The organism is Paenibacillus sp. JJ-223, from assembly GCF_927798175.1.
Classification (GTDB): domain Bacteria; phylum Bacillota; class Bacilli; order Paenibacillales; family Paenibacillaceae; genus Paenibacillus; species Paenibacillus hubeiensis.
Genome location: NZ_CAKMMP010000012.1, coordinates 101421 through 123879, shown reverse-complemented (window position 1 = coordinate 123879; position 22459 = coordinate 101421). Strand labels below are relative to the sequence as shown.

The window sequence follows — 22459 nt, the reverse complement described above, 5'->3', positions numbered from 1 at the left end:
CCACAGCAGATATAGCAGCGACGCTTGCCCGCCGTATACTTGAACCACAGGAGAACCATCCGATGTTCGATCCTGAGGAATTCAAGAGGAGTGAGGGAGACGAAGCCATGATGACACAACCCCGGGCGGGCAAACGAGCCGGAATTTCGGAAGTCCCCGAGAGGACCACTCGGAAACGAAAGTCTGTTTGGTACAACCTCGGAAAATACAAAGTGCTGTACCTGATGTTTTTGCCAGGTGTCCTGTTTCTGCTGGTCAACAACTATATGCCGATGTTCGGCGTGCTGATCGCCTTCAAAAACGTAAATTATGCCGACGGCATATGGGGCAGCCCGTGGAGCGGCTGGGACAATTTCAAATATTTGTTCTCCACCAGCGATGCTTGGGAAATTACCCGCAATACGCTTGCTTATAACACGGTTTTTATATTGCTTAATCTGGTTGTCGGCGTAGGCTTGGCCATACTGCTGAACGAAGTAAAGAACAAGGGCATGTCGAAACTGTATCAATCGCTGATGCTGCTGCCCTACTTTTTATCGATGATCGTGGTCAGTTACCTGGTGCTAGCCTTTCTCGGAAAGGATTCCGGGTTTATGAACTCGACCATTCTGCCCCTGTTCGGCGGGGAGCCTGTAGATTGGTATTCGGAGACGAAGTATTGGCCCTACATTTTGCCGCTGGTGAACACGTGGAAAAACATCGGGTACTACGCGGTGATTTACCTGGCAGCGGTCGTCGGCATCGATGAAGAGTATTACGAAGCGGCCGTGCTGGACGGTGCGAACAAATGGCAGCAAATCCGTTCGATTACGATTCCGTTTCTCGTGCCGCTCATCATCATTATGACCCTGCTGCAGATCGGCCGCATTTTCTACGCGGATTTCAGTCTGTTCTATCAGGTTCCGCTCGAGTCGGGCGCATTGTTCCCGGTCACCAACGTATTGGATACCTATGTGTACCGCACATTCCTGATCGGAGGGGACATCGGAATGTCCTCCGCAGCCGGATTGTATCAGGCGATCGTCGGTTTCGTGCTGGTGCTTATATCGAATTCCATCGTCCGAAAAATCGATAAAGATAACGCACTATTTTGAGAGGAGGCACATCAGCCTGTGAAAACACGTGATCCGCTAGCCATATCGCGGCGTTCGGCCGCGGTCATTCACGCCATGTTCCTTTTTTACGCCATCGCCTGCATCGTGCCGATCCTGCTTGTCTTTGCGATCTCCTTTTCGGACGAAACGACGATTGTGGCGAACGGCTACAAGCTCATTCCCGAGAAGTTCAGCCTGCAGGCTTATGAATACTTGTTCAAGGATATGGATCAGATTATCCACTCTTATGGAATTTCCATTATCGTTACGGTCATAGGCACCGTCACCAGCGTGGCATTGACAGCACTGTATGCCTATCCGCTATCCCGGAGGGATTTGCCGTACCGCGGCTGGTTCGCGTTCTTCATTTTCTTCACCATGCTGTTCAACGGCGGTCTCGTTCCCTGGTATCTCGTCTATGTGAACGTGCTGGACCTGAAAAATTCGATTCTCGCACTCATTTTGCCGCTGCTGATGTCACCGTTCTTCGTGCTTGTCATGCGCACTTTTTTCGCGAATTCCATTCCGACGTCCATCCTGGAATCGGCACGGATCGATGGCGCTGGAGAGATCCGGACGTTCGCGAAAATCGTGCTTCCGCTCTCGCTGCCCGTTCTGGCAACGGTCGCCCTGTTCAGCACATTGAACTACTGGAACGACTGGTACCTCAGCATGATTTTCATTTCCGATAACCGGACGATCAGCCTTCAGTACCTCATGTACCGGACGCTGCTCGATATTCAATATTTGACGTCCAATTCCAACGTGTCTTCACAGATCTCTTCGCAAGGCGGATTGCTGAATCTGCCGAACAAAACGCTGCAGATGGCGATGGCGGTCGTCGGGATCGGCCCGATCGTGCTCGCGTATCCGTTCTTTCAGCGCTATTTCATCAAAGGACTTACCGTAGGAGCTGTGAAAGGCTAACTCCGCCCGGTTAACGGAGGGGAAAATGGACTCAGGCCTGGATGGACAATGAAAGGGCATATACAAACCGACTGTGCATACAGTCCTGCCGACTTAACGGCTATGCTTGGCGAATGAACCCTGTGCGCATCAAGCGGAATTGGGGAAATGCTGCGGGCAGGGTTCTTCACAAATTCATGGGAGGGGTTCATGTGTTGAAATCGATCAAGGTATGGCCGCGAATTGCGGCGGCAATCATGGCGCTCAGCCTGGTGCTGGCGGGCTGCTCGTCCGACAAGGGAGGAACGACTCCGGCAGCGGAAGGCGGCGGAGGGGGCGAAAGCGCAAGCACGCCTTCGTATGAGGTAACGCTTTATTACCCGGGAACGCCGCAGAAGGACGTGGCGTTGGTGGAAGCGGAAATCAACAAAAAAATGGAGCCCAAAATCGGCGCGACGCTCAAAATCAATGCGATCGATTGGGGACAATGGGACAACAAGCTTAATCTGATGATTTCTTCCGGAGAAAAGTCGGACATCATCTTCACCGCGGCGTGGCAGAACTACACCGTAAACGTGGCCAAGGGAGCATTCCTGCCTTTGAATGATCTGCTCGATCAATACGGCCAGGACATCAAGAAAAACCTGGACCCGGCCTTCCTGGAAGGTTCCCAGGTGGATGGCGTGAATTACGGCGTTCCGACCAACAAGGAGCTGGCGGCGACCCGCGGAGTGCTTGTGCGCAAAGATCTCGCCGACAAGTACAACATGGACCTTTCGGCGGTGAAAACGTGGGCAGACCTGGAACCGCTGCTCAAAACGATCAAGGACAATGAACCTGGCGTCACGCCGTTCTACATGTCCAACACCAACGGCAACGGGTTGCTGGAGAATCTGGACTGGGATTATCTCGGCGATGCTTCCGTGCCTGGAGTCATCTCCAAAACGGCCGGAACGACGACCGTGCTGAACGAAGTGGAAACGCCTGAATTCAAGGAAGCCGCGGCGCTCGCCCGCAAATGGTATCAGGCAGGGTACATCAACAGCGATGCGGCGACGTCCAACGTATTCCCGAAAGACCAGGCCAAAGCTGGCAAAGCATTCATGTGGACGGACGGCATGAAGCCCGGCAAGGACAAGGAAGAGGAAGGATACGTCGGATATCCCCTGACTCAGATCGAAATGACGCAGCCGACCATTACGACAGGCGATGCATCCGGCGCGATGCTGGCGATTTCCCGATCGTCCGAACAGCCTGAAAAAGCGATGCAGGTCATCAACCTGCTGCACTCCGACAAAGAAATCAACAACTTGCTGAACTTCGGCATCGAAGGCAAACATTACGTGAAAAAAGAAGGTGAAGACAACATCATCACCCTGCCTCCAGGCGTGGATGCCAACAGCCGTACCTATAATCCAGGTGCCCAATGGCAGCTCGGGAATCAATTCCTGAACTACCTGTGGGATAACGAAGACCCGCAGAAATGGGAGAAATTCAAGGAATTCAATGCCAAAGGCGTCAAATCGCCTGCGCTTGGATTCACGTTTAACAGCCAATCGGTCAAAAACGAAATCGCGGCGGTCAACAACGTGAACAAACAGTTCAAACCGGGCATGACATCCGGCGCAGTCGATCCGGACGAGATGATCCCGAAATATTTGGAAAAGCTGAAAGCGGCAGGCATCGACAAAATCATTGCTGCCAAACAGGAACAGCTGGATGCATTCCTTTCCAAAAAATAGACCGTGAATTACAGGCAGCAATTTCAACGTTAGCCATAAATTCGGCCAGCCAAGGCGTCCCGACATGTTGTCGGGGCGTCTTTGTGTGCAGGACCGGCTTCCCTGCATGCGTGGCTTGTTTCTTGTGCAAGGCTTTTCTCTTTTTTTGCTGAATTCAGTTGGATTATAAATCATTTACAGGAAAAATATGATATAATAGGGCGGATCATTAGGGGGTGTTCCGGTGTCGAGGGCAAGGCTGGTCTGTTCCGCAATATTGTTGATGTTTGCGATTATGTTTACGTTCAAGCATCATCTGGGTTATTCCGTGGGGGATACGATATTGTCGCATTTAGGGGTGTCCCCGTATACCAAGTCCTATATCAGCGGCGTGCACGTTACGTTTTTTGTCGGCATAGGGCTGATATGGTGCGGATATTATGTTGTGCGCAGAGAGTTGATGCAGGCCTACCCTCGTTTGGCAAAGAAACTATGGCTGGTCGTCCTTCTTGTTATTGTTAGCTACCCCTACGTCAGCGACAAAATGATGTATTTGACCAAATGGGGCGCAACCGGCATGGATGGTGTGTATTTCGTTCGGGACGAGAGTTCCTGCATCTACAACGTTCAAGAGAGCGGCGTGACCGGAGCGGCGTGCACGATTACGCTTAAAAACTATGGCAGACATGATGTAAGCGTGGCGCTCAAGCCGGATCTGGCTCGTACGTATGGAAATCAGGATGACCCGTTGTTTAATACGTTAAACTCGGTGGAGCTTAGCCCGGTGCATCTGGATCTAAAGGCACATGCCGCATTTAGCGGCAGATTAGTGTTCAAGGGGCAAGCCAAGGCGCCTTTTCAAGTGGGTGGGCGGCTGACGGATATCGTGTTCGACGTCACGGCCGACGGAAAAGATATTGTATTGGAAGAACCTTGATTAAAGTGTATTTCTAAAAACAGCAATGGATTTATTGGTTCTATACATAGAAGAAACAAACCTAGAAATGATGTTTATTACTCTGGTTATCTTGAGAAGAGCTGGCTGCGGCCGGCTCTTTTTTTCGTACGACCGGAAGTTGTATTAAGTGCAGAAATATTGGTTTTGTCGCCTTTAACCGCTTATTGACAACGCTTACCCTATATAGAGACCGCTGCCATGGAAAGGAATAAAGGGGCATGGGTCCTTCAAGTAGGCCGAAAAAAGGAATTGTAATTGGCTTTGGCATCGCTAAAATAGAATACACTGACAAATTAAGCTAAGGTGAGATGAGAAAATGTCGTACCGGACGAACTTGTTTTCCAAAATGATGATACTGATCTTGATCATGCTGATTCCGGTCGTGCTGCTATATGGGTATTCCAACCATAAAACGACTGCCGTGCTTCGCGCCGAATTGAACCGTTCCAACAGCACCCAGCTCGAATTTTTTCAAAATCAGGTCAATACGCATTTCGAGCTGCTGTCCTCGTGGCCCAACCTGCTGATTCACGATCCGGATATCTCGAGCTTTCGCCGGATTTACGTCGACAGTGAATACTTTGACCTGGACATGATCAATTTGGTCAAACGCATTCAAAAAAAGCTCAGCATCCAAGAGAGCTCGTCCAACTGGACGACCAAACTGTATCTATACTCCCCTTCACTGGGCAGGGTGGTGTCGGAACGGGATGCCCGTTCCTATGATCCGAAATCGCTTCAGGGCAACATTGCGACAGGTTGGAACGTGCGAAAAGTCGAGGAGGGCGAAGACACCAAATTTGTGTTCAGTTGGATTACGTCTTCGCCGTATTGGATCAACGACCCGGCTCAAAATGCCGAAACGCTGATCAAGCTTGAGTTCAACAGCGACAATATCCGGGATATGCTGGACAAGTTCAAAGGAGATGGACGCCACGATCCCTTTTATTATCGCGAAGACATGGGCGTCGTATATAACCGGACGTCGGATCGCGAGTTGACGGGTGAACTGATCCGGGAGCTATCTTTCGACAAGCTCAAAAACGTGGACAGCCGGACCGTCGTCATCGATGGCGAGCCCTATATGGTAAATACGGTGAAATCCCGAACGACCGGATTTTATCTGGTGGATTACATGCCGCTGTCGGATATTTTAAAACCGATCCATCAATCGAACACGCTGTTCTATGGCTCGATGATCTTTTTGTTGATCACCGGCGCCCTCGTCGCCTATTTGCTGTACGTACAGGTACAGATGCCGGTCAAACAGCTGATCCGCGGTTTCCAGCGACTGAAGCAGGAGGATTATTCCGTACGGATCAAACCCAAGGGCAAAAACGAGTTCAGCTTTCTGTCCGAACGGTTCAATTCCATGGTGGAAAAAATACAGCAGCTGTTCGAGCATGTCTATCTCGAGCAGATCCATGTGCGGGAAGCGCGCTTGAAACAGCTGCAATCGCAGATCAATCCGCACTTTTTTTATAATTGCTTCTCGTTCATCACTAGCATGGCGAAGCTGAAGCGCGTGGATGCCGTCGTGGCTATGTCCCACAACCTGTCGAGATATTATCGGTATACGACCCGGCAGGAACGCGATCTGGTCCCTCTCAGGGAAGAGATCGAATTTGTGACGTGTTATCTGGAAATTCAACAAATGCGCATGGAGCGAATCCGCTATACGGTAGAATTGCCGGATCGTTTGCTCGGGCAGGACGTGCCCCCGCTGATCGTGCAGCCGCTCGTCGAGAACGCGGTGATTCACGGCATCGAAACAGACGCTGAAGCCGGCCAAATCCGGGTTTCCGGCGAGATCCGGAACGGACTGATGGTGTTGGCTGTGGAGGATGACGGGCAGGGCATGGATGAGCTTGCTCGCGCAGAGCTGCAGCATAAACTGACGGGCGCAATGGATCAGGAGATGGGCTGCGGTCTTTGGAACGTGAACCAGCGCCTGCAGCTCAAGTACGGCGACCGGGCTGGCATGAGCATTGCGGAATCGCCGCTTGGCGGACTGAAAGTGACCTTATTCTGGCCTGCTTCCGATGGCGAGTTATTCGACGAAATGGAGAGGCAGCATGGACAAGCGGAGTTAGACGAGTAACGATGAAATCAAACATGACGATACAGACAGGGAGTGACGAAGGTGATCGACATTTTGCTGGTGGATGATGAAACGTATGTGACGGAAAGTCTGGAAATGACCATTCCGTGGGGAGAGCTTGGCGTAACGACCGTGCTGCGCGCGGCTTCGGGAAACGAAGCGCTGCGGATTCTGGAAGAAAACGCAGTGGACGTCGTGGTCACCGACATCCGCATGCCTGGCATGACGGGGCTGGAACTGATCGCCGAGATCGGCAGCCGCTGGCCGCACATTCGCTGCATTTTGCTTACAGGACATAGTGATTTCGAATATGCAAAGAGGGCCATTCAGCTGCAGGCTGCAGACTACATCCTCAAGCCGGTGAACGACGACGAGTTCATGTCTTCCGTTACGGCTGCCATTACGGCGCTGCGCGGGGAATGGGATGAATTCGACAAATACCACAGACTGCTCTACAGCCGGAAGTCGGACTACAAAATTTTGCGGGAAAATTTGATGCACGATCTGCTGTTGGGGCGCGAAATGACAACCAAGGCGCTTGGCGAACAGTTGTCCGAATACGAAATTCCGCTTCAGCCGGACAAGCCGTCGGTCATGATGCTGATCCGTCTGACGGGACGGTTCGCGGCCATGGATCAGCAATCGCTCGACCTGATGGATTTTGCCGTCGGCAATATCGCCGAGGAAGTGTTCGGGCAGCAATTCAACGTATGGTTCGCACGGGGACCGCACGACTGCCTCGTCATGCTGATACAGGACCCGGAAGGAACGGAAGGACCGTTGGAAGCGTCCGAATTAAAGACATGGGCCGCAAAGTTCCGCGAACATGTCATCCGTTATTTGCAGGGAGATCTGTTCCTTGTCGCCACCTCGCCTTTTCCATTCGGCGAATTGCCGGTCGTTTACCGCAAAAGCCTAGGTTCATTGGTACTGTCCGGCCCGGATCAGGATACCATCGTTTTGCTGGAAAAAGACATGGACAAGCGGCCGGAGAACGATGCGGCGCAAGTGTTGGAGGAATTGTACAAACCGCCGATGCTGCCCCAATTGTTGGAAACGAAGCAATGGGATGAGGCCGCCCGCAAACTGAACGCGGTTTTTGATGCCGCTGAACGGGTTCGGCTCGCAAGGGAGCACGTTTACGAGATGTATTTGTCGGTCACGAACGCTTTTATGTACATTGCGCATAAACAAGGCCATTTGGTGCATGAAATCGATCATGCGGGCTTTGATCTTCTGCTTGCGCATCAACTGATCCAATCGCCGGAGCGATTGCGCCGCTGGGCGATGGAAATGCTGGCCAAGCTGCAGGAGGAACTGTCCGACCAGGATGGCACGCAGAGCCGCAGGCATGTGATCAAACAAGTGCAGGAATTGGTGGCAAGGGATGCGGGACAAGAGCTGTCCGTCAAGATGATCGCCGACAAGGTCTACTTGCATCCCGTCTATCTGTCCAAAATCTACAAGGCGGAGACCGGTGAAGGCTTGGGCGACTACATGATCCGGATGCGAATGGAGCGCGCGCTGTATTTGCTCAAACACACGAACAAAAAAATATACGAGATCACCAGCGAGCTGGGGTATCAAAATCCCCAATATTTCAGCAAAATGTTCAAAAAACATTACGGTATGACCCCCAACGAATTCAGGGACCAGGCATAAATGTCATCTTTCATTCGTCATATAGGTTGCATAAGGTGCAGAAATCTTGTTTTCGTGACATAGGCTGAAAGCCTTGGCACACCTATAATGAAAGGGTAACCAAAATGATCGAAGGGGGAACAACAATGAGAGCGAATTCTACGAAAAAGAGATGGCTGTCGCTTCTCGCCACAACAACCTGTCTGGCCGTCGTTCTGGCCGGATGCGGAGGGGGCAATGGCAGCAGTGATAGCGCAAGCTCAAGCTCGTCTGCCACCCAAAATGAATACAAAGAAAAATATGATCCGGAAGTGACCATTTCCACGGTATGGGGGATCGATCCGGAGCTGAAATTCAAAAACGGGGAATCCATTGAAAATAGCGTAGCTACCAAATGGGCCAAGGAAAAATTCGGGATCAACATCAATTCGCTGTGGTCCGTGACCGACACCAACGGTGCGTTTGCAACCAAGCTGCGGCTCGCGATGTCCTCCGGCCAAGAGATGCCGGATGTCGTTACCGTCGGGGATAACCTGCTTGCCCAGGATTTGATCGATTCCGGCATGTATCAAGAAGTGGGTCCGTTGTTCGACAAATACGCATCCGATACATGGAAAAAAGCGATGGAACAGGATCCCAACGTATGGAACCAATACATGCGCGACGGCAAACGCATGGGGATCCCGGTCCTCGATTATGCGTACAACAACGACTACCTGCTCTGGATTCGCCAGGACTGGCTCGACAAGTTGAACATGGAAGCTCCAAAAACGATTGACGAATTAGAGACTGTTATGGAAGCGTTTAAAAACAAAAATCCGGACGGCCTTGCACCGGATAAAGTGACGCCGCTCAGCATCGGATTCAAAACATCCATGAACACCTGGATGGGGGATCCTTCCTGGATCTTCGGTGCATACGGCACGCTGCCGTTCCAGTGGAATGAAAGCGCAGACGGCAAGCTCGAATACGGGTCCATCCACCCGGGCATGAAAGAAGGTTTGGTCAAACTGAGCGAATGGCTGAAAAAAGGCTACATTCCTCAGGAAGCGGCGCTGTGGGACGAAAATAAAACCGCAGAGCCTGCGGTTGCCGGCACGGCGGGGATTATTCCAGGTCCGTACTGGATGAGCGGATGGCCATTGAAAGACACAGTTAAAAACGCTCCGGGCGCGGTATGGAAACCGATTCAGATTCCGACAGGCCCGGATGGCAAAGCGATGCGTCATGGCACGCCGTTCGTCAATGGCGTCATCCTGATCAAAAAAGACATGGAGCATCCGGAAGCGTTCTTTACCTATGAGAATTACCTGTTCGACAACTACGCCAACCCTGAACCGGGCAGCCCTTACGATAACGGCTTGTTCGAAGGGTATGATTATCAGCTGGACGCCAACGGCAAACAATTGCCGATCGAAGAAATCGACGGCGGTTATGTCAATGTCGTTCGCTATCTGCTCGTTCGCGACGGCGCACGCATTCCCGATGCACAGATGAAAGCACTGCTTAACCTTGCGGACGGCAAAGAGCCGGAAACGAAGCTGGAGAAGGACGTTGCCGTCAACTACGGCAGCGAAACGCCTGCGGCAGCCAAAGTGCTGCTTTCCCAAGAAGACATTTCGTACAAAAACATGTTTACCGGTCCTACGACCCAAACGATGAAGTCGAAACTGGATTACCTGAACAAAATCGAGAATCAGGCATTCAACGAAATCATCTATGGAAAAAGTCCGGCCGATGCCTTCGACACGTTCGTGCAAACGTGGAAATCGGGCGGCGGCGACCAGATCACCCAAGAGGTCAACGATTGGTATGCTAGCGTGAAAAAATAAGCTTTGCAGCGCGCGGAACTCGGCTTCCGCGCGCTTTTTTTTGCGCATGCTTCCGAGGGCGGAAACGACTTGGAACGCGGATAAAGGCGGGTTTTTCCCCTTTTTGTGCCGATGCCCGAAAGTGGTTGCTTTTGTGCCATTTATATTGCTTTTATGTGCTGTTTGAGCGTCCGGACAGGTTGATATAATCGCACTATAAGCCACCCGGAAACAGCTTGGGTAGGAAGAACTACAGGGGGAGCACTCATGAGAACATTGAAACGAACTTGGCCATTTCACGTAATGCTGCTGCCGGCCGTCATCTTTCTGATCATTTTCAGTTATGTGCCGATGGGCGGCATCGTGATGGCTTTCCAAAATTACAAACCTTGGTTGGGCATCGGCGGGTCAGAGTGGGTAGGACTCGACAATTTCCGCTTTTTATTCGAACGCGAGGATAGCCTTCAGGTCATCTGGAATACGCTGATTATCGCGGTGCTGAAACTGATCTTTAACCTGGCGGTGCCGTTTGTGTTCGCCATTCTGCTGAACGAGGTGCGCAAGATCGCCATACAGCGGTCCATCCAGACGTTGGTGTATTTGCCCCATTTTCTGTCATGGGTCATCCTGGGCGGCATCCTGATCGACCTCCTGTCCAACGAGGGCTTAGTGAATCGGGTGCTCGGCACATTTGGATTGGGTCCTTACTTTTTCCTCGGCGATAATAATTGGTTCCGGTTTACGGTCATCCTGACCGACGTATGGAAAGAATTCGGGTACAACACGATCGTGTTTCTGGCAGCACTCGCAGGCATCAATCCGGCCTTGTACGAAGCGGCTGAAATCGACGGGGCGGGACGCTGGAAACAAACGCTCCATATTACGGTTCCTTCGCTCGTGCCGATGCTGATGGTCGTGGGAACGCTGGCACTCGGAAACGTGCTTAACGCAGGCTTCGACCAAATCTTCAACCTGTACAACCCGCTGGTCTACCAAACAGGCGATATCATCGATACGTTCGTGTACCGCTCCGCGATGGTGAACGGCGAGATGGGCTTTGCGACCGCGATTGGATTGTTCAAATCGGTCATCAGCATGATCCTGATTCTTGTATCCTACGGCTTGGCCAAAAAATACGCCGGATACCGCATATTCTAATCGAATCGAACAGAGAAAGAAGGGACTACGATGTATCATAAATCAACGCCGTACCGCGTGTTCAGCATAGTCAATACTTGCTTCCTGATCCTGCTCGCCATCATGTGCATCATTCCGCTCATCCACGTGCTGGCCGTATCGTTCAGCACGAAGGCGGCAGCGGATGCGAACCTGGTAAGCCTCTGGCCGGTCGGATTCTCGCTGGAAGCGTACAAAAAAACGATGAACAATCCGATTTTCCTCAACTCGCTCTGGATTTCGCTGCTCCGCACGGTGGTAGGCACGGGGATCACGCTCCTCATTACCTTTTTGGCAGCTTATCCCCTGTCGAAGGAAAATAGTGAATTTAAAGGAAGAACGATCTATTCATGGCTGTTTGTTTTCAGTATGATTTTCAATGGAGGACTGGTACCGTTCTACATGGTCATCCAGAAGATCGGCCTGATGAACTCCTTCTGGGTTCTGGTACTTCCCGGCGCCGTTAACACGTTCCTCGTCATCCTGATGCTGAACTTTTTCCGGGGCATCCCGAAAGAGCTGGAAGAAGCGGCACTGATCGATGGCGCGAATCATTTTCGGACGCTGTTCAGCATCTTCCTGCCAATCTCCATGCCGTCCATTGCGACGATTGCGCTGTTCAGCATGGTATTCCACTGGAATTCCTGGTTCGACGGATTGCTCTACCTGAACAACGCCAAAGATTATCCGCTCGCGACCTTCCTGCAGACGGTGATCATCGGACGGGACATGAGCACGATGAGCATGGATCCGAAGGAGATGGATGCGATCTCGCAAACGACCGTGCGCGCAGCGCAAATTTTCATCGGAAGCGCGCCGATCCTGATCGTGTATCCGTTCCTGCAGCGTTTCTTTGTTAAAGGCATGACCCTGGGCTCAGTGAAAGGCTGAGCCCGGTATTTCCGAAAATGCGATGGAGGTTGATGAAGTGAGTAACCACAAGGAACAGCCGTTCATTCTTGGCATGGACGTGTCTTTCATGGACGAAATCGAACAGCACGGCGGCAGTTACAGCGACGTGGACGGCAAAGAACAGGATCTGCTGTCCATCCTGAAATTGAATGACGCCAATGCAATCCGTTTGCGGATCTGGAATGATCCTGTCGGCGGTTATTGCAACCTGGAACGCACGGTGGAGATCGCAAAGCGCATCAAGGCGCACGGCCTGCGTTTCCTGCTGGATTTCCACTATTCGGATCGCTGGGCGGACCCGGCCAACCAATGGAAGCCGAAGGCATGGGAAAGCTTGTCCTATGAGGAGCTGCAGCGGGCAGTATGCACGTACACGGCCGATGTGCTGAACACGCTGAAGGATAATGGCGCCCTGCCGGACATGGTGCAGGTCGGCAACGAGATCACGCCCGGCATGCTCTGGAACGAAGGCCGTGTTGGCGGAGAAGAGAACGATACCGATGAGCAATGGGAGCGGTTTGCCGGTCTTGTGAAGTACGGCATCGCGGCAGTGAAGTCGGTGGACGCGAACATTCAGGTCATGATTCATATCGACCGCGGGGGAGACAATGCCGAGAGCGTGAAGTTTTATGACCGTTTCGAGCAGCTTGGCGTGGAATTCGACGTCATCGGCCTCTCGTTCTATCCATGGTGGCACGGCACGCTGGAGGCATTGCGCGATAACCTGCACGACCTGGCCGCGCGTTACGGCAAACCGATCAACGTGGTTGAAACCGCTTATCCTTGGACGCTGGAGCAGCCGGAAGGGCACGATTGGATCTTCAATCAGGAAGACATGCTGCTGCCAGGATATCCCGCAACGGTGGAAGGACAGCGCAAATACTTGCAGGACTTCCTGCAAATCATCCGCGACGTGCCGGGCGGGCTGGGAGGCGGATTCTATTATTGGGAGCCCGCCTGGATTCCGAGCAAACCGGATTGGTCCGTGGGACACCCGAACAATTGGGGCAACCTGACGATGTTTGATTTCAAAGGACGCAAGCTGGAATCGTTCTCGGCGTTATCGACCGTACGCGAACAGCCAGCGACGTAATCGTGGGCAACATCAAGAAACGCGAAAAGGAGAGTTGTACTCATGACATATAAATATTCACCCGCAAGTTCCAAAGTGCCGCATATGCTGCATGGTGCCGATTATAATCCAGAGCAGTGGCTTCGTTATCCCGAGGTGCTTGAAGAAGACATCCGTCTGATGAAGCTGGCCAAATGCAACGTCATGTCCATCGGTATCTTCTCATGGGTTTCCCTTGAGCCGGAGGAAGGGGTTTATACGTTTGAATGGCTGGACCGTATTTTGGATGCGTTTGCAGCGGAAGGCATTTATGCCTTTTTGGCTACGCCGAGCGGAGCGAGACCGGCCTGGATGTCGGCGAAATATCCCGAAGTGCTGCGGGTAGGGGCTAACCGCGTGCGCAATTTGCACGGTTTCCGGCATAACCACTGTTATACTTCCCCGGTATATCGGGAAAAAGTGAACCAAATGAATACCAGGCTGGCTGAGCGGTATGCCGATCATCCGGCTGTCATTGGATGGCATATTTCCAACGAGTACGGCGGGGACTGCCACTGCGATCATTGTCAGGAAGCATTCCGCGGCTGGGTGCAAAAGAAATACGGCACGCTGGACGAATTGAATCACGCCTGGTGGACGACATTTTGGAGCCACACGATCACGGATTGGAGCCAGGTCGAATCCCCTGCGCCGCATGGGGAAACCCAAGTGCACGCGATGAATCTGGATTGGCGCCGCTTCGTGACGGATCAAACCGCCGATTTCATCGTGCATGAGACCAAGCCGCTCAAAGCGAAAAATCCGAACCTGCCGGTAACGACCAACCTGATGGAGTTCTATGAAGGGCTTAACTATTGGAAGTTTGCCGACATTCTTGATGTCCTGTCCTGGGACAGCTACCCGACGTGGCATGATGCCGACGATGATGCCAAGCAGGCCGCGCGCATCGGCATGATGCATGATATCGTGCGTTCCATCAAGGGAGGGCAGCCATTCCTGCTCATGGAGAGCACCCCGAGTTCCACCAACTGGCAGGATGTCAGCAAACTGAAACGCCCCGGCATGCATCTTCTATCCTCCTTGCAGGCGGTAGCGCACGGTTCGGACAGCGTGCAGTACTTCCAGTGGAGAAAAAGCCGCGGCTCAAGCGAGAAGCTGCATGGCGCGGTCGTGGATCATGCCGGGCATGAGCATACCCGCGTGTTCAAGGATGTCTCGGATGTGGGCACCGTGCTGGAAGGCATGGATGCCATCGTCGGAACGTCCGTGCCGGCAGAAGTTGCCATCATTTTCGATTGGGAGAATCGTTGGGCCGTCAAAGATTCCCAAGGTCCGCGCAACATTGGCGTGAAGTACGAGGAAACGGTGCAGAGCCACTATGAAGCGTTTTGGAAAAAAGGCGTGGCGGTCGACGTGATTGACATGAATGCCGACCTGTCCAAGTACAAGCTGTTGATCGCGCCGATGCTGTACCTGATGCGGGAAGGCGTAGGAGAGCGAATCGAACGGTTCGTGGAGAACGGAGGCACGTTCGTGGCCACGTATTGGTCCGGCATCGTCAACGAGAACGATCTTTGCTTCCTGGGTGGATTCCCGGGCCCGCTTCGCAAAACGCTCGGCATCTGGTCGGAGGAAATCGACGGCTTGCACGATCGCGACCGGAACGGGATGACCCCGCTGGAAGGGAACGAACTGGGGCTGGACGCATCGTACGATGCGGTGGAATTGTGCGACCTTATTCACCTCGAAGGTGCGGAGGCGCTCGGAACATATCGCTCGGATTTCTACGCGGGCAGACCGGCATTGACGGTCAACCGTCTGGGCTCCGGCAAGGCGTATTACATCGCGGCCCGTTTCACGGAACCGTTCCATGACGATTTCTACGGCAGGCTCATCCGTGACCTGAACATCGAGAAGGCATTGGATACCGAGCTTCCGGCCGGAGTAACGGCCCATGTGAGAACCGACGGCACAGCAGACTACGTCTTTGTACAGAATTACACGCCTGACAGCAAACAGGTCGGGTTGGGCAGCCTGTCTTATACCGACTTGTTGACCGATGAACCGGTGGAATCCAATCTGGAATTGAAACCATACGACATTTGCGTTTTGCGCAGAGCGGCGGAGCGTGTCTAAGCACGCTTCTCCCGGCAGCCCTGCATGTCCTTCACCGGATGTGCAGGGTTTTTGCATGTTCTCTGTTACATGGACCACTTTTTCGGGAAGGATAAAGGAAAAGGGCGGCTATGCATCGAAATGAAAACGGGTAGCAATATAACTCAAGACATTCGGTCTGGGAGGAATAGACATGAATCAGAGAAATCTGGACGGCAACAGCATGATTATTCGGCTGGAAATGACAACAAAGGACATCAAGTTTGGCGAAGTGGCTTCGGCCATCTCGGAAGCTGGGGGCGACATCATTGCCATTGACGTCATTTCGACCAATCAGGATGTCACCGTACGCGATCTTACGGTTGCGGTGACGGACGCTCAGGATAACCAAAAAATCCTTGAAGGGGTACGCCAGCTCAAGGGCGTCTCCATCATTAACGTATCGGATCGCACATTCCTGCTGCATCTGGGCGGCAAGATTGAAGTCACGCCAAAAACGCCGATTCATAACCGCGAGGATCTGTCGAGGGTGTATACGCCTGACGTGGCGCGTGTATGTACCGCGATTTCCGAAGAGCCCGGCAAGGCTTTTTCGCTAACCATCAAAAGAAATACCGTTGCCGTAGTTTCCGACGGCAGCGCTGTACTGGGACTGGGCAATATCGGGCCAAAGGCCGCCATGCCGGTCATGGAAGGCAAAGCGATGCTGTTCAAACAGTTTGCTGGAGTGGACGCGTTCCCGATCTGTCTGGATACCCAGGATACCGAAGAGATCATTCGTACTGTGAAAGCGATATCACCCGCGTTCGGCGGCATTAATCTCGAGGATATCTCCTCGCCGCGCTGTTTTGAAATCGAGCGCCGTTTGAACGAGGAGCTGGACATTCCGGTATTCCACGATGACCAGCATGGCACAGCAGTGGTGTTATACGCAGGTTTGATCAATGCCTTGAAGCTGGTCGGCAAATCGATCGAGGACGTAAAAATCGTCGTATGCGGCATCGGTGCGGCCGGCGTGGCATGCAGCAATATCCTGCTCTCGGCGGGAGCGACCAGGCTGATCGGCGTGGACCGCGAAGGAGCCCTGGTGCGCACGCAAACTTACGAAAGCGATGTTTGGAACGATTATGCCGCCAGGACGAATCCCGAACTGGTGACAGGGTCTCTGCAAGAGGCGATTCGCGGAGCCGACGTGTTTATCGGTTTGTCCCGAGGCAACCTGCTGACGCGGGAGGACGTGCAGACGATGGCCGCAGACCCGATCGTGTTTGCCATGGCCAATCCCGTGCCGGAAGTCATGCCTGCGCTGGTCGAGGATATTGTGGCGGTTATGGCGACGGGGCGCTCCGATTATCCCAACCAGATCAACAACGTGCTTTGCTTCCCGGGCATGTTCCGGGCGGTGTTGGATTGCCGTGCGTCGGAAATCAACGAAGAGATGAAGCTCGCCGCGGCTCAGGCGATCGCCTCATCCATTTCGGATGAAGAGCGGAACCGTTACTACATCATTCCAAGCGTATTCAACGACAAAGTGGTGAAATCCATCCGCCGCCGGGTCGTGGAAGCGGCCGTAAACACGGGTGTGGCCCGGCGCGTACCGCGTGAACAGGCCCGCGAAGACAAGGAGCGGGAATGATGGACGAGGCATCCAGGAACCTTCCGGTCCCGGGCTTGGAGTCCTCTGCGAATGGAGAGAAGGACGAAACATCGGCAAGGGAAGCCGTGCTTCAAGCCGCTCGAACCTTCGTCCAAGGCGATACAGCAGGCAATGCCGACGGCCATGATTGGCCGCATGTAGAGCGGGTAACGGCGCTTGCGGTCGAACTTGCGCACCGCGAAGGAGCGGATCCGTACATTTGCGAGCTGGCCGCCCTGCTCCATGACGTGCCTGACGAAAAGTTGAACGAGAGCCTGGAGGCAGGCATGGCGAAACTGAATACCTGGCTGGACCTGCAGCCGCTCGAACCGGGCGTAAAGGAAGCGGTGCTGAGCATCATCCGCACGATTTCCTTCGCTGGGGGCGATCGTGTTCCGGTCAGCTCACTGGAAGCACAGGTCGTCCAGGACGCCGATCGGCTTGATGCTCTTGGCGCGATCGGCATTGCCCGCACGTTTGCATTTGCGGGTGCCCGCGGCCGCGAAATGTATGATCCTTCCCTGCCGCCGCGGGAGAGCATAACGCGGGAGGAATATCGGAACGGGCGCAGCACCACGATCAATCATTTTTACGAAAAACTGTTCAAGCTGAAGGATCGAATGAATACGGCGGTCGGCAAAGAACTGGCACAGCAGCGCCATGACTTCATGGTTCAGTTCGTGGAACGGTTCAAGCAGGAATGGGAGGGCATCGTTCCCTAGTCCTCACCGGAAAACGGGGGGAGATGGCCTGACATGAGACAATCCTCGGTGCTTGCGACGAGCAGGCGGCGGGGATTGTTTGCGTTGCAAGATCAGGAATGGCATCTCTGTGCCTTCCATGATAAAATAAATCTTTCTCTTGAACTTGTCAGGCAAAAAAAGAAATATGGGGTAATAATGATAATGATCATCCAACGAACACAACCGGAACCTGGAAAAGGAGGGGCTTAGATGTCTTTTGGTGCGCGCGTGCTCAAAACGGGTATCGCGGTGACGCTGGCCTTGTACCTGAGCAGCTTATTCCTGAACCCGCAATCCCCGGTTCCCGCCGCGATCGCGGCCATCTTTGCCATGCAGCCGTCCATCTACAGATCGTGGAAATACTTCCTGGACCAGCTGCAAACGACGACGCTCGGAGCCATCGTTGCTCTGATTGGCGGCATGGTGTTATCCAATGAACCGATCGCGGTCGGTCTGATCATCGTGCTGGTCATCATGATCTGTTTGAAATTGAACATGGGAGAAACGGTGGGGCTCACGCTGGTCACCGTCGTTTCCATTATGGAGGCTTCGGGAGACTGGCACTTTGCGCTTAATCGGTTCCTGTTGACACTGGTGGGCATCATTTCGGCTTTTTTGATTAACATTATGGTTTTTCCGCCCAAGCCCAAGGTGCAGTTTGTGAAACAGATCCAAAGCGTATTCAACAACATGTCTCTTCTCCTGCGGACATCCATTTCCGATGAGATCAAGGAAGCGGTTTTTCGCGATCAGAAGAACGAATTAGGGGCAGCCATCAAGTCGCTATCCGACAAATACAATCTGTTCGAGGAAGAGCAGAAGAAGATGAAACGACCGAAATTCAGCGAAACCCGCCAAATGGTCGTTTATAAACAGATGCTGCTTAGTCTGCAAAAGGGATACGACGTCCTGGATTCGGTCGAGCGCCATTACTTTCAAGCACAGCGCACGCCGGAAATGGACCAGTTCTTCGATAACCATTTGGAACGTGTCATCAAGTTTCACGAGCATGCGCTGCTTAAGTTTGAGGACAAGCTGAAGCCCAACGATGAAGAAGCAGCCCAATTCAATGAGGACAACGACCGTTTCATGGAGCAGGCGATTTCCCGTTTCGACGTGAAACAGGAAGGCATGCTGAGACTGTCCATCGCTGCGGCTGCAATCTACGATTACGGCTACCAGCTTGAACGGCTCAACCGGCTTGCGGAGCATGTACACAGTGCAGCCGACGACAAGGAGTCTCATGACCATTTGCTGAATTGGCTGAGATGGCCGTAGTGGATTGCACCAAGGAACAAACAACCTGGCCCAGCAGCGGTGCCCAGGTTGTTTTTGCAAATCAACCGAAGAGAGGGAAGTATGATTATGCATGAACTTAACAGCGAATTGGCGGAGTGGCTGAACGGGCGGAATTTGGAAGGCAAACAGCACGAAGCAATGCAATTGCTGACCGTATCCCCGGAAGGCTGGGCACACCAGGCGATGGTCAGCGTCGGCGAAGTCGTGGCATTGGGCCCGGACCGGATCAGATTGGCCTTATGGCCAGGCACGCAGACCAGCCAAAACATGCATCATACGGGAAAGGCGGGTCTGGTGTTGGTATTGAACGGAGAATTGATACATATAAAGCTTGAGGTTGAGCCGCTTCCCCCGCTGAAGAATGCCCGCCATCCGCGAGACCGATTCGAAGCAAAGATAACGCAAGTCAAAGTGGATAAGGCTCCCTATGCGGAGATTACGTCAGGTATCACGTTTGAATTAAAGAACGTGGACGAAGGAGTTTCGCGCTGGAAAGAAACCGTTGAAGAGCTTCGGCAGTAGAATGCAGGAAACGGAGCAGGCTATATTTCAATTCGATGCGGATTATAATAGGAAGGCGTGGTCGGAGCAGAAACGGGAGGTTGAGGCTTTGTGGCGATCATCAACGAGAACGAAAGCAAAAATAACGTCTCCGCTTGCAACGGGACGTTGTGGCTGGTACAATAAAAAAACGACGCATGAATTAGAATTAATTCACAAAATACCAAAATAATTACTTTATTAATTTGACTATAACATGGCATTTTCAGATTGTCAAATTGCCATATTGGGGGATAAAGGGGCGTATGGACAAATGAGTGCAGATCGGCAGTGGCTTGAGGAGCAGCAGCGCGTAGACAGCGTGACGAAGCAGATCGAACGGAAAATTGCGGCGCTTGAACAGGAGGTAAGCACCTTCCGGGAAGAAGTCGTTGAGATGAGAAAGGATTTCTGGGACGAGGTTACGATGAACTTCAGCGAGGCGGACGATGTCGGGGAAACGTCGACGAGCATGCGGCAGCAATCGCAGGTCCTCTCCGACCGGGAGCGGAGCCACCTGAACACGGCAGCTTCCCTCAGCAAAATGAAACGGCTGCATTACTCCCCGTATTTCGGCCGCATCGATTTTACGGAGACTGGTTATTCGGATACAGAAAAGGTTTACCTCGGGATCGCCTCCATGTTGGATGAGAAAGAGGAGAACTTCATCATCTACGACTGGCGCGCGCCGATTTCCAATCTGTATTACGATGGCGCTCCAGGACCGGCCGCATACCACACGCCGGGCGGAGAGATTCGCGGCACTATTGAAATGAAGCGGCAGTTCGTCATTCGGGACGGGCGCATTCGTTTTATGTTCGACACGGGAGTCACGATCGGTGATGAACTGCTGCAGGCCGTGCTGAGTCGAACGTCCGATGCGCAGATGAAAAGCATCGTGGCCACGATTCAACGGGAGCAGAACCGGATCATCCGCAATGACCGGGCTCGCATGTTAATCGTGCAGGGAGCGGCAGGCAGCGGCAAAACGTCGGCCGCCCTGCAGCGGGTAGCCTATTTGCTGTACAAATACCGGGAGCATTTGCGGGCAGACCAGATGGTTCTTTTTTCGCCGAATCCGATGTTCAACAGTTATGTATCGACGGTATTGCCGGAGCTTGGAGAAGAAAACATGCTGCAGACCACCTTCCAGGAGTACCTGGAGCGGCGGCTCGGCAAGGAGTATCAATTGGAGGATCCGTTCATCCAGCTGGAATACGTATTGACGGCCACGGCTGACCCGGGATACGCGGCGCGCATGTCAGGAATCCGTTTTAAATCGTCGGAGTCGTTCCTGAACGTTATCACAAAATACAAGGACGGTTTGATGAATGGCGGCATGAAGTTCAAACCTGTGCGTTTTCAGGGACAGGTCGTCGTTCCCGCAGAGGCGATGCTTGAGAAATTTTACAGTTTCGAGCCGTCCGTCAAACTGGTCAGCAGACTGGAGCTGCTGCGCGATTGGATGCTCAAGGAGTTATCGGCGTTCGGCAAACGGCAGTTGGAAGCGGATTGGGTCGATCAGCAGCTCGATGTGATGGATGCAGAGGATTTGCAGAAAGCCTATCAACGCCTGAAACGTAAACAAAAAGGCAAGGTGGACAGTTTCGACGATTTCGAACAGGAACGCGGCATTTTGGCACGCATGGTCGTAAGCGACCGGCTGAAACCGCTGCGCAAATGGATCAAAGCGCTTCGTTTCGTTGACGTCCGCCAAATGTATGCACACCTGTTCCAGGACCAGGCGCTGATGACGCGTTTGATGGAAGGAGAAGCGCTGCCGTCTCACTGGCAGGACATTTGCGATGTGACGCTGGGCAGGCTGAAGGTTCAGGAGCTGGCCTATGAGGACATTACGCCGTACCTGTATCTGCGGGAATTGCTGCTTGGATTTCACATTAATTCCGCCATCCGTCACGTCATCATCGACGAAGCGCAGGATTACTCGGCCTTCCAGCTTGCATTCATGAAACGTTTGTTTCCGCGTTCGAAATTTACGGCACTCGGCGACTTCAACCAGGCCATCTATGCGCACTCTTCCGTGCTTAAGGGGACGGGGCCGCTGACAAAGCTATACGGACCTGAAGAGACTGAACTCATTGAGCTGACGCGGAGTTACCGGTCAACGCGCGAGATCGTGGAGTTCACGAAAGGAATGATTCCCGGCGGGGAAGAGATCGTGCCGTTTAACCGTGTCGGAGACAAACCGAAAGTGGTTGTAACTTCTTCGGCACAAGAACATATCGACGCCATGACAAAGGATATCGAGGGCCTGGTGAAGGAAGGTTTCGAGACCGTTGCCGTCATATGCAAAACTGCTGAGGAGAGCAAAAAAGTGCACGAGGCTTTAAGCAAAAGGCTGGAGCAGGCACCCAAGCTCATCAAAAAAACGACGCTTTCCTTTGAGCAGGGCGTACACGTTATTCCAGCGTATCTTGCCAAAGGCGTCGAGTTCGACGCCGTGCTTATTCACGACGCCTCTGCCCGCAGATACGGCCAGGAGCATGAGCGCAAGCTGTTCTATACGGCATGCACGCGGGCGATGCATTTGCTGCATGTGTACTGCAAAGGCGAGCCAAGCCCGTTCATTACTTCCCAGCCGGCAGAGCTGTATGCGATGGCAGATGTCCCCATGGCCCAAACGGAGTAAAACGTTGATATGACCCGGCAGACGAATGAATCCTTCGACTGGTATTAATGATTACCGGCTTCCGTACTCTGGGTACGGGAGCTT

At 52.9% G+C, this 22459-nt stretch carries 16 protein-coding genes; all 16 read left to right on the top strand.

Annotation, left to right across the window (positions count from 1 at the left end; genetic code table 11):
• Positions 1-107: 107 nt before the first annotated feature.
• Positions 108-1094, top strand: a complete 987-nt coding sequence (locus L6H98_RS20570; protein WP_236417972.1) for an ABC transporter permease subunit — start codon at positions 108-110, stop codon at positions 1092-1094.
• An 18-nt stretch (positions 1095-1112) separates the two neighbouring features.
• Positions 1113-2021 carry a carbohydrate ABC transporter permease gene (locus L6H98_RS20565; protein ID WP_236417970.1) on the top strand — a complete coding sequence of 303 codons (909 nt, stop codon included), beginning with the start codon at positions 1113-1115 and terminating at the stop codon, positions 2019-2021.
• Between the two features lie 191 nt (positions 2022-2212).
• The gene (locus L6H98_RS20560) at positions 2213-3742 is read left to right on the top strand and encodes an ABC transporter substrate-binding protein (RefSeq protein WP_236417968.1); all 1530 of its coding nucleotides are present in this window, start codon (positions 2213-2215) and stop codon (positions 3740-3742) included.
• A 223-nt stretch (positions 3743-3965) separates the two neighbouring features.
• Entirely contained in the window at positions 3966-4658 is a 693-nt protein-coding gene (locus L6H98_RS20555; RefSeq protein WP_236417965.1) for a hypothetical protein, read from the top strand.
• A 337-nt stretch (positions 4659-4995) separates the two neighbouring features.
• Positions 4996-6780, top strand: a complete 1785-nt coding sequence (locus L6H98_RS20550) for a sensor histidine kinase (RefSeq protein ID WP_236417963.1) — start codon at positions 4996-4998, stop codon at positions 6778-6780.
• A gap of 42 nt (positions 6781-6822) precedes the next feature.
• The gene (locus L6H98_RS20545; RefSeq protein ID WP_236417961.1) at positions 6823-8442 is read left to right on the top strand and encodes a response regulator; all 1620 of its coding nucleotides are present in this window, start codon (positions 6823-6825) and stop codon (positions 8440-8442) included.
• Positions 8443-8567: 125 nt separating this feature from the next.
• Positions 8568-10253 (top strand): extracellular solute-binding protein, encoded by a 1686-nt coding sequence (locus L6H98_RS20540; protein ID WP_236417958.1) that lies wholly within the window; start codon positions 8568-8570, stop codon positions 10251-10253.
• A gap of 246 nt (positions 10254-10499) precedes the next feature.
• On the top strand, positions 10500-11390 hold the full coding sequence (locus L6H98_RS20535) for an ABC transporter permease subunit (protein WP_236417956.1): 891 nt from the start codon (positions 10500-10502) through the stop codon (positions 11388-11390).
• 30 nt (positions 11391-11420) lie between these two features.
• Positions 11421-12299, top strand: coding sequence for a carbohydrate ABC transporter permease (locus L6H98_RS20530; protein ID WP_236417954.1), 879 nt, complete (start codon positions 11421-11423; stop codon positions 12297-12299).
• Between the two features lie 37 nt (positions 12300-12336).
• Positions 12337-13413 carry an arabinogalactan endo-1,4-beta-galactosidase gene (locus L6H98_RS20525; protein ID WP_236417953.1) on the top strand — a complete coding sequence of 359 codons (1077 nt, stop codon included), beginning with the start codon at positions 12337-12339 and terminating at the stop codon, positions 13411-13413.
• Positions 13414-13455: 42 nt separating this feature from the next.
• On the top strand, positions 13456-15528 hold the full coding sequence (locus L6H98_RS20520) for a beta-galactosidase (protein ID WP_290371469.1): 2073 nt from the start codon (positions 13456-13458) through the stop codon (positions 15526-15528).
• Between the two features lie 172 nt (positions 15529-15700).
• Positions 15701-17143 carry an NAD-dependent malic enzyme gene (locus tag L6H98_RS20515; RefSeq protein ID WP_236417951.1) on the top strand — a complete coding sequence of 481 codons (1443 nt, stop codon included), beginning with the start codon at positions 15701-15703 and terminating at the stop codon, positions 17141-17143.
• Entirely contained in the window at positions 17140-17865 is a 726-nt protein-coding gene (locus L6H98_RS20510) for an HD domain-containing protein (protein WP_236417949.1), read from the top strand. Before L6H98_RS20515 ends, L6H98_RS20510 begins: the two co-directional genes overlap by 4 nt.
• Before the next feature lie 231 nt (positions 17866-18096).
• On the top strand, positions 18097-19164 hold the full coding sequence (locus L6H98_RS20505; protein ID WP_236417947.1) for an aromatic acid exporter family protein: 1068 nt from the start codon (positions 18097-18099) through the stop codon (positions 19162-19164).
• An 81-nt stretch (positions 19165-19245) separates the two neighbouring features.
• Positions 19246-19707: a pyridoxamine 5'-phosphate oxidase family protein gene (locus L6H98_RS20500; RefSeq protein ID WP_236417945.1), complete on the top strand. Its 462-nt coding sequence runs from the start codon at positions 19246-19248 to the stop codon at positions 19705-19707.
• A 292-nt stretch (positions 19708-19999) separates the two neighbouring features.
• Positions 20000-22375: an RNA polymerase recycling motor HelD gene (gene helD, locus L6H98_RS20495; RefSeq protein WP_236417943.1), complete on the top strand. Its 2376-nt coding sequence runs from the start codon at positions 20000-20002 to the stop codon at positions 22373-22375.
• Positions 22376-22459: the final 84 nt, after the last annotated feature.

Bases quoted from the DNA above. Each gene is read 5' to 3' on its own strand.
- L6H98_RS20535 (WP_236417956.1), top strand. From the start codon at position 10,500: ATGAGAACATTGAAACGAACTTGGCCATTTCACGTAATGCTGCTGCCG.
- helD (WP_236417943.1), top strand. From the start codon at position 20,000: ATGAGTGCAGATCGGCAGTGGCTTGAGGAGCAGCAGCGCGTAGACAGC.
- L6H98_RS20500 (WP_236417945.1), top strand. From the start codon at position 19,246: ATGATTATGCATGAACTTAACAGCGAATTGGCGGAGTGGCTGAACGGG.
- L6H98_RS20505 (WP_236417947.1), top strand. From the start codon at position 18,097: ATGTCTTTTGGTGCGCGCGTGCTCAAAACGGGTATCGCGGTGACGCTG.
- L6H98_RS20570 (WP_236417972.1), top strand. From the start codon at position 108: ATGATGACACAACCCCGGGCGGGCAAACGAGCCGGAATTTCGGAAGTC.
- L6H98_RS20515 (WP_236417951.1), top strand. From the start codon at position 15,701: ATGAATCAGAGAAATCTGGACGGCAACAGCATGATTATTCGGCTGGAA.
- L6H98_RS20530 (WP_236417954.1), top strand. From the start codon at position 11,421: ATGTATCATAAATCAACGCCGTACCGCGTGTTCAGCATAGTCAATACT.
- L6H98_RS20510 (WP_236417949.1), top strand. From the start codon at position 17,140: ATGATGGACGAGGCATCCAGGAACCTTCCGGTCCCGGGCTTGGAGTCC.
- L6H98_RS20550 (WP_236417963.1), top strand. From the start codon at position 4,996: ATGTCGTACCGGACGAACTTGTTTTCCAAAATGATGATACTGATCTTG.
- L6H98_RS20540 (WP_236417958.1), top strand. From the start codon at position 8,568: ATGAGAGCGAATTCTACGAAAAAGAGATGGCTGTCGCTTCTCGCCACA.
- L6H98_RS20520 (WP_290371469.1), top strand. From the start codon at position 13,456: ATGACATATAAATATTCACCCGCAAGTTCCAAAGTGCCGCATATGCTG.